Annotated in this window: 2 protein-coding genes; both read left to right on the top strand. The window is 69.6% G+C overall.

Translation table 11 applies throughout. From position 1 onward, the window contains the following. The coding region (locus AB0B02_RS31830) for a phosphopantetheine-binding protein (RefSeq protein WP_357306797.1) at nucleotides 1–425 on the top strand (425 nt) is incomplete at its 5' end. Between the two features lie 29 nt (nucleotides 426–454). After that, on the top strand, nucleotides 455–2,004 hold a 1,550-nt coding region (locus AB0B02_RS31835), incomplete at its 3' end, for a beta-ketoacyl synthase N-terminal-like domain-containing protein (protein WP_357306801.1).

Below are 2,004 nucleotides of genomic sequence, written 5' to 3' on the forward strand. Positions count from 1 at the left end.
GCCACGACAGCGCCCAGGCGATCCCACCCGACCGGGCATTCCGCGAACTCGGTTTCGACTCCCTGACCGCGGTAGAACTACGCAACCGACTGGCCGCCGCCACCGGACTGCCGCTACCAGCCACGCTGGTCTTCGACCACCCGACACCGACCGCTCTGGCCGACCATCTCCGGGTCCAGCTGTGGCCGGACGAGCAGGCCGAGGCGCCGGTCGTCGCCGAGCTCGATCGGTTGGAGCGCGCGCTCGCCGGACCGGCCGTGGACGCGGATACGCGCGCCCAGCTCGCCCGGCGCCTCCAGGCGTTGGTCGTCCGGCTCACCACGCCGCTGCCCGCAGAGTCGGCCGCTGGGCCCGACACCGACCTGGACGAGGTCACCGACGACGAGCTGTTCGAACTTGTCGACAACGAGCTCGGCTCGGCCTGAATGCCCGTACCCGCTCCGGAGGGACACCCGTGACCAACGACGACAAGCTGCGCGAGTACCTCAAGCGGACCGTAGCCGAGCTGCGCCAGGCCAACCGCCGGGTACAGGCTCTGGAGGCCGCCAGCGTCGAGCCGGTGGCGATCGTGGGGATGGGGTGTCGGTATCCGGGTGGGGTGGGTGACCCGGAGGAGTTCTGGCAGCTGCTGGTCGATGGCGTTGACGCGGTGGGTGGGTTCCCCACGGATCGGGGTTGGGATGTCGGGTCGTCAGATGACCCGGATCCGGCGGGGTCGGGGACCAGTTATGCCCGGGAGGGTGGCTTCCTGGCTGGTGCGGCGTTGTTCGACGCGGGGTTCTTCGGGATCAGTCCGCGGGAGGCTGTGGCGATGGATCCGCAGCAGCGGTTGTTGTTGGAGGTTTCCTGGGAGGCGTTGGAGCGGGCCGGGATCGACCCGTCGGGGCTACGCGGCTCGGACACCGGTGTGTACATCGGTGCCGCCGGGCAGGACTACATCTCGGTGATCGGTGACGCGCAGACCGGTAGCGAGGGGCATCTCCTGACTGGCAACGTGGCGAGTGTCATGTCGGGGCGGGTGGCGTACACGCTGGGCTTGGAGGGCCCGGCGGTGTCGGTGGATACGGCGTGTTCGTCGTCGTTGGTGGCGGTGCATTTGGCGGCGCAGGCGTTGCGGTCGGGTGAGTGTTCGATGGCCCTGGCCGGCGGCGTAGCGGTGATGGCCAAGCCGGGGGCGTTTGTGGAGTTTTCCCGGCAGGGTGGGTTGGCCGCTGATGGGCGGTGCAAACCGTTCGCGGACGCGGCCGACGGCACGGGTTGGGGTGAGGGCGTCGGAATTGTGGTGTTGGAGCGGTTGTCGGATGCTCGTCGGCGGGGGCATCAGGTGTTGGCGGTGGTGCGGGGCAGCGCGGTCAACCAGGACGGCGCGTCGAATGGGTTGAGTGCGCCGAATGGTCCGTCGCAGCAGAGGGTGATCCGTCAGGCTTTGGCGAACGCGCGGTTGTCGCCGGGCGAGGTGGATGTGGTGGAGGCGCACGGCACAGGCACCACCCTGGGTGACCCGATCGAGGCTCAAGCGCTGATCGCCGCGTACGGCCAGGACCGGCCCGCGGGGCAGCCGTTGCGGTTGGGGTCGGTGAAGTCGAACATCGGCCACACCCAGGCGGCCGCGGGTGTCGCCGGGATCATCAAGATGGTCCTCGCGATGCGACACGGGTTGATGCCCAGGACGCTGCACGTGGACGAGCCGTCCACACATGTGGACTGGTCGACCGGATCGGTGCGACTGCTGACCGAGGCCACGCCATGGCCCGTCAACGGCCGGCCACGACGCGCTGGGGTGTCCTCGTTCGGACTCAGCGGCACCAACGCCCACCTCATCCTGGAAGAAGCCGAATCGAGCGAGTCGCTGCAGGTCGCACCGGCTGACCCGGCGGCCTCGGGCGAGGAGTCGCCGGCGCTGCCGGGCGGGGTGGTGCCGTGGTTGTTGTCGGCTAAGTCTGAGGTGGCGTTGCGGGTGCAGGCGCAGCGGTTGGCGGGGTTTGTGGTCGACCGGCCTGAGGT

Source organism: Micromonospora sp. NPDC049240 (assembly GCF_040647835.1).
Classification (GTDB): domain Bacteria; phylum Actinomycetota; class Actinomycetes; order Mycobacteriales; family Micromonosporaceae; genus Micromonospora.